This is a genomic window from Streptomyces sp. NPDC043746 (genome assembly GCF_056436485.1).
In genome coordinates this window covers 1-4875 of sequence record NZ_JBWKCM010000063.1, presented here as the reverse complement: position 1 = coordinate 4875, position 4875 = coordinate 1, and the positions used below count along the sequence as shown (strand labels likewise).

The following is a 4875-nucleotide window of genomic DNA, read 5'->3' as shown; positions in this document are numbered from 1 at the left end:
CGGATGATCGGGAAACCATCACGTCCGGTTCGGCGGGAGGCCGCGCGGAAAAGGACCTGCCTCAGCAGACACCTCGCCGCGCGGCCGACCCAACGTCGTGGGTCACCACACACCGCCGTTCCGCCCGCAACTGCGAGCAGAAGCCCGCGTACTCCGAGACCATGATCTGCTGGGCGATGATCGGCATCGTGGCCCGCCGACTCGCCCACGGCCGACCGGCGGCTCGCCCGAGGACCTCGGTCTGCCGGCGACCCACGACGACATTGTGAGTGGCAACATTCCGGGCAGCAGGCGCGGCACGATGGCGTCCGCCGATCAGCTCCGGTGAGGGCACACCAGTGGAAATCGCTCTGAACACTCTTCGCGCAGTGGTGACGGACACGCCGCTCGCATCCACTCCGCGCCTCACCTTCGACATTCCTCATTTGATCGTGGGCGAGTTCACCGATCGGGCATGATTCCAGCGGCTGCTTCCCGACACCTTCGGAAGCCAGGAGTGGCTGGGTTCCGAGACTGACGGCCTACTGTTCGACAACACCAACCGCGAGTTGGTCGCGGTTGGTCTCTATCTGCCCCCCGCGGCCGCCCCGGCAGACATCGACGCCATACTGGCCGCCGAGCCCCGGGCTGTCCGGGGCGGGCTCCGCGCACAGGAAGTGCACAATGCCGCCCTCGCGCAGACGGCATTGCTGCCCTGAGACCCCACAGCGGGGGAACTGACCTGCTTGTTCGCCGACCGGCAGGGCTCCGAGACCGCCGCCCGGTCCGTCGGCGAGAGGCACGGGTGCGCGGACCAGGCGGCGGCCCAGCGGGCCGGGGGCGTGCGTCCTGTCTCCGCGACGGCTTCCAGCGGGCTCAGGGCCGCTGCCCGGTGGGCCGGGACCGCTGCGGCGGCGGCGCCGATCGCGAGGGACAGCAGGCAGATGAGGAGGAGCGTGCCCCAGGGCAGTGCCAGGGAGTACTGCTCGATCGCGCCGCTGGCGAGCGAGCCGACCGCCCACGCGCCGAACAGGCCGCCCGCCAGGCCGAGGAGGGTGCCGAACGCGGCCACGGTCACTGCCTCCAGACGGATCATCCGCCGGATGCCCGCGCGGTCCATGCCGATGGCGCGCAGCGCGCCGATCTCGCGGGTGCGTTCCGCGACCGACATGGCCAGGGTGTTCACGATGCCGAGCGCGCCGATCACGACGCCGATGGCGAGCATCCCGTACATCACGTTCAGCAGGTCGCTCATGGTGCCGGCGGCCTCCCGGACGAGTTGCGCCCGGTCCTGCACCTTCAGCAGCGGGCTGTCGCCCACGGCGGTGCGCAGCTGTCCCTCGAGGTCTTCGAGTCCGCACCGCCGTCCACGCGCACGAGGACGCGCTGGACGGAATCGGGCAGGAGGCTGTTCTTCGCGACGTCGGTGCGGTCGCCGAGGACGTCGCGGGCGACGGGGTTGTCCTTGTAGACGCCCACGACGGTGTACTGCGCGGGTTCCTGGTTCCGGCCGACGCGGGCGCCCAGGCGGCCCCCGGTGGTCAGGCCGTGCTCGCGCGCCAGAGTGCTGGAGAGAGGGATCCGGCCCGGCCCGATCTCCTTGGCGGAGCCGCTGACGAAGTCGAGCTTCATGACGGCGTTCACGGTGTCGGGGTCGATGCCCGAGATCTCCCGGACACCGCGGCCGGTGAACAGGGTGGAGTCCGTGACGGCGCTCGCGGTCCGCACCCCGGCGGTGTCGGCCACCCGGCGTACGGCGGCGGGGTCGATGCCGGTCATGGTGGAGCGGGTGCTGATCACGTGGTCGGCGCCGAGTCCGGCCGCGGCCTGGCGGTCCAGCGCCTGCCCTGTGGAGTGTCCGACGACGGCGAGGCCGGCGACCAGCGCGGTGCTGATCATCAGGGTCGCGGCGGTGGCCGCGGTGCGCCGCGGGTCCCGCAGCGCGTTCTCCCGTGCGAGGTGGCCGGTGATGCCGAAGCGGCCGGTCAGCCGTCCGGTGAGCCGGGTCACCGGGACGGCGAGCAGGGGGGCCAGCGTGATCAGGCCGGTGGCGAGGAGGGCGCAGCCGAGCATCGCGTTCCGCAGGTTCTCCTCGGAGGCGTCCTCCGCCCCCGTGAGCGACACCAGCCAGCCGACGCCGAGTGCGAGCAGGACCAACCCCGCCGCGCCCCGGGTGCGGGACCGGTGGGCGGAGGGCGGTTGTCCTGCCGTACGCATCGCCTCGACGGGCGCGACTTTCGCCGCCCTGCGGGACGGGAGCCTCCCAGCCGCCTCCACTCCCGCTCCCCCGGGTCGGATCGGGTGCCACCGGCGCGGACAGCGCCCGGGTCCAGGCGCCCCGGGCCCTGCGGGCGGCCGGGGTCACTCGGCGTCGCCCTCGGCGAGGGTGTGGGCGACGAGGGCGTTGGCGTGGCCGTGGCCGAGGGCGTGTTCGGCCTTGAGCCAGTTGACCAGCTCCATGTGCCTGGTCAGCGGGGAGGTGCGGATGAGGTCCTTCCACTCGGCGATCGGGCGGCCGTATTTCTTCTCGATGGACGGGAAGTAGCTGGCGGGGCCCTTCACTGCGTCGGTCATCGGTGTCTCCGTTTCCTGGCCGGTTCGCCTTCGTGCGGGGTGATGCCTCTGTGAAGGGGTGACCGGGAACGGGCGGCGGAGTCATCCATCCTGGCGGTGTGTTGTGAGTCACACGAGCCCTTGGTCAGCTTTTCTTGATCGATCGTTCTGGACGGGGATACCGTCCCCGGTGTGGCCAGGACCAAGGAGTTCGATCCGGACGCCGCGCTGCAGTCGGCCCTTGAGCTGTTCTGGCGGCGTGGTTACGAAGCGACGTCGGTCGCCGATCTCGTCGAGCACCTCGGCATCGGGCGGGCCAGCCTCTATGCCACCTTCGGGAACAAGCACGAGCTGTACCTGAAGGCGCTGGACCGGTACACCGAAGGGCGGGACGCACTGCTTCTCGCCGAGTTGTCGCAGCCGGGGGACGCGCTGCCCGCGGTGCGGGCGGTGGTGCGCCGGTTCGCGGCGGAGGCCGTCGCCGACGACGTGCGGGCGAAGGGGTGCCTCGTCACCAACACCGCGGTCGAGCTGGCCCCGCACGAACCCGCGTCGGCCCGGCGGGTCGAGATGAGCTGGGACCGCTTCGAGACGCTGCTGCACTCCGCCCTCGTACGGGCACAGGCCCGGGGCGAGCTGCCCGAGGGGCGCGATCCGCGGGCGCTGGCCCGCATGGTGCTCGTCCTGTTGCAGGGGGTACGCGTCGTCGGCAAAACGTCCGGAGACACCGCCCGGGTGCGGGACGCGGTCGAGCAGGCGTTGAGCCTGCTGGAGTGAGGCGCGCACCTCGGGGCGGCTCGCCCTGCCCCCATAGTGGATCGTTCAGTCCAGTATTTTCGTCCTCAAGGAGTTGTCGACTCATGAACCGCTTCACCGGCAGGACCGCCCTCGTCACCGGCGCGGGCTCCGGTCTCGGCCGTGCCATCGCGCTCGCCTTCGCGGCCGAAGGCGCCTGTGTGGTCGCCGCAGGCCGTACCGCGGCCTCCCTCGACGAGACCGTCCGGCTCATCGAGGCGGGCGGCGGTACCGCCTGCGCCGTCACCGTGGACGTCACCGACTCCGGGCGGGTCCGTGATCTCGTCCGCGAGAGCGTCCGCCGCTTCGGCGGGCTCGACATCGCCGTCAACAACGCCGGAATATTCCGCGGCGCCGGGCCCGCCGGAGAGGTGAGCGAGGAGGACTGGGACGCGGTGCTGCGGACCAACGTCACCGGCGTCTGGCTGGCCATGAAGCACGAGATCGCCCATATGAAGAAGCACGGCGGCGGGGTCATCGTCAACATCTCCTCCAACCTCGGCGCCCACCTGCGGATCCCCGACGCCGCCGCGTACATCACCTCCAAGGCCGCCGTGTCCGCCCTGACCCGCGCCGCCGCCCTCGACCACATCCACCAGGGCATCCGCATCAACGCGGTCAGCCCGGGAGCCTCCGCCGCGCCCATGTCCCTGCGGCCCGGCGAGACCGAGGGCGAGCGCGCCGAGCGGATGAAGACGGAGAACCCGCTCGGGCGGGTCGCGGAAGCCGGGGAAGTGGCGGCCGCGGTGCTCTATCTCGCCTCGGACGACGCCGGCGCCGCCGTCGGCACCGATCTCGTCGTCGACAGTGGGGCGTCCGCCTGAAGCCCCGGCCCCGGTTCCGGCCCCTGTCCCGGCCCCAGCCCCCAGGGCGCGCGCCCTTTCACGCTACTTCCGTCACGTGACGCTCCAGCCAAAGGAGTTGGGGCGTCGTCGAGGATTTCCAGGTCGTGCGCGGTCCCGTACGGAGAGAGGGAGCGCGACGTGGGGGCGGTTCATGCGCCGACTTGTGGTCCAGGAGGCCGCCCCGTTCACAGGGTGAGCAGGGCGCGCCCGGCGGCCCTGGGGTCGGCGAGGGGGCGCAGGGCCAGGCGGACCAGGACGAGCGGATTGTCGTCCCCGGCGATGCGGTTGACGCTCAGCTCACCGCAGGAGACGCACTCGTGGATGATCATCCACTCGCCGTCCGGGCGGACGGAGAGGCCCAGCGCCTCCATCCGGCCACGGCAGTCGGCATCGCGGTCCCCGGGTATCCGGCGGTCGACGTGCAGGCTGGCCAGGCAGTTCGGGCAGTGGTTGCGGTGGGCGGTGCCGGGGGCGGCCAGGGGGACGTCCAGACGGCAGGACGTGCACCGGAAGTCCTCGGCCCGGTGGCCGCCCTGGGCGTGCAGGACGTCCTTGTGGCGTTGGGGGCGCCGGGAGCGGCCTCGGCTGTTGTTGCGCGACATGGCGGTGTCCTACCTTTCAAGACGTGGGTCCGCTCCGGTCATTCGTAAGATCGGAGGGCCCGGGGGTTCTGGGTATGGCTGGCATGGCGGAGACCGCTCGA

Annotated in this window: 7 protein-coding genes; 2 read left to right on the top strand and 5 right to left on the bottom strand. The window is 71.8% G+C overall.

Annotated elements, in window-relative coordinates; all coding sequences use genetic code 11:
- Nucleotides 1-61: 61 nt before the first annotated feature.
- The 4 genes from AC0682_RS31360 to AC0682_RS31345 form a co-directional block, all read right to left on the bottom strand.
- Nucleotides 62-256 (bottom strand): hypothetical protein, encoded by a 195-nt coding sequence (locus AC0682_RS31360; protein ID WP_478536619.1) that lies wholly within the window; start codon nt 254-256, stop codon nt 62-64.
- Between the two features lie 309 nt (nt 257-565).
- On the bottom strand, nt 566-1300 hold the full coding sequence (locus tag AC0682_RS31355) for an ABC transporter permease (protein ID WP_478536617.1): 735 nt from the start codon (nt 1298-1300) through the stop codon (nt 566-568).
- The gene (locus AC0682_RS31350; RefSeq protein WP_478536615.1) at nt 1279-2196 is read right to left on the bottom strand and encodes an ABC transporter permease; all 918 of its coding nucleotides are present in this window, start codon (nt 2194-2196) and stop codon (nt 1279-1281) included. The genes AC0682_RS31355 and AC0682_RS31350 overlap by 22 nt, the downstream gene beginning before the upstream one ends.
- A gap of 144 nt (nt 2197-2340) precedes the next feature.
- On the bottom strand, nt 2341-2553 hold the full coding sequence (locus tag AC0682_RS31345; RefSeq protein ID WP_478536613.1) for a DUF4287 domain-containing protein: 213 nt from the start codon (nt 2551-2553) through the stop codon (nt 2341-2343).
- A gap of 171 nt (nt 2554-2724) precedes the next feature.
- Here AC0682_RS31345 and AC0682_RS31340 point away from each other — a divergent pair, with 171 nt between their 5' ends.
- Complete coding sequence (locus AC0682_RS31340; protein ID WP_478536611.1) at nt 2725-3309, top strand: TetR/AcrR family transcriptional regulator; 585 nt, start codon at nt 2725-2727, stop codon at nt 3307-3309.
- Between the two features lie 83 nt (nt 3310-3392).
- A complete protein-coding gene (locus AC0682_RS31335) occupies nt 3393-4151 on the top strand; it encodes an SDR family NAD(P)-dependent oxidoreductase (RefSeq protein ID WP_478536609.1) in 759 nt (252 codons plus the stop codon).
- Between the two features lie 206 nt (nt 4152-4357).
- Here AC0682_RS31335 and AC0682_RS31330 read toward each other — a convergent pair whose 3' ends face one another.
- The gene (locus AC0682_RS31330; protein WP_478536607.1) at nt 4358-4774 is read right to left on the bottom strand and encodes an RNHCP domain-containing protein; all 417 of its coding nucleotides are present in this window, start codon (nt 4772-4774) and stop codon (nt 4358-4360) included.
- Between the last annotated feature and the right edge of the window lie 101 nt (nt 4775-4875).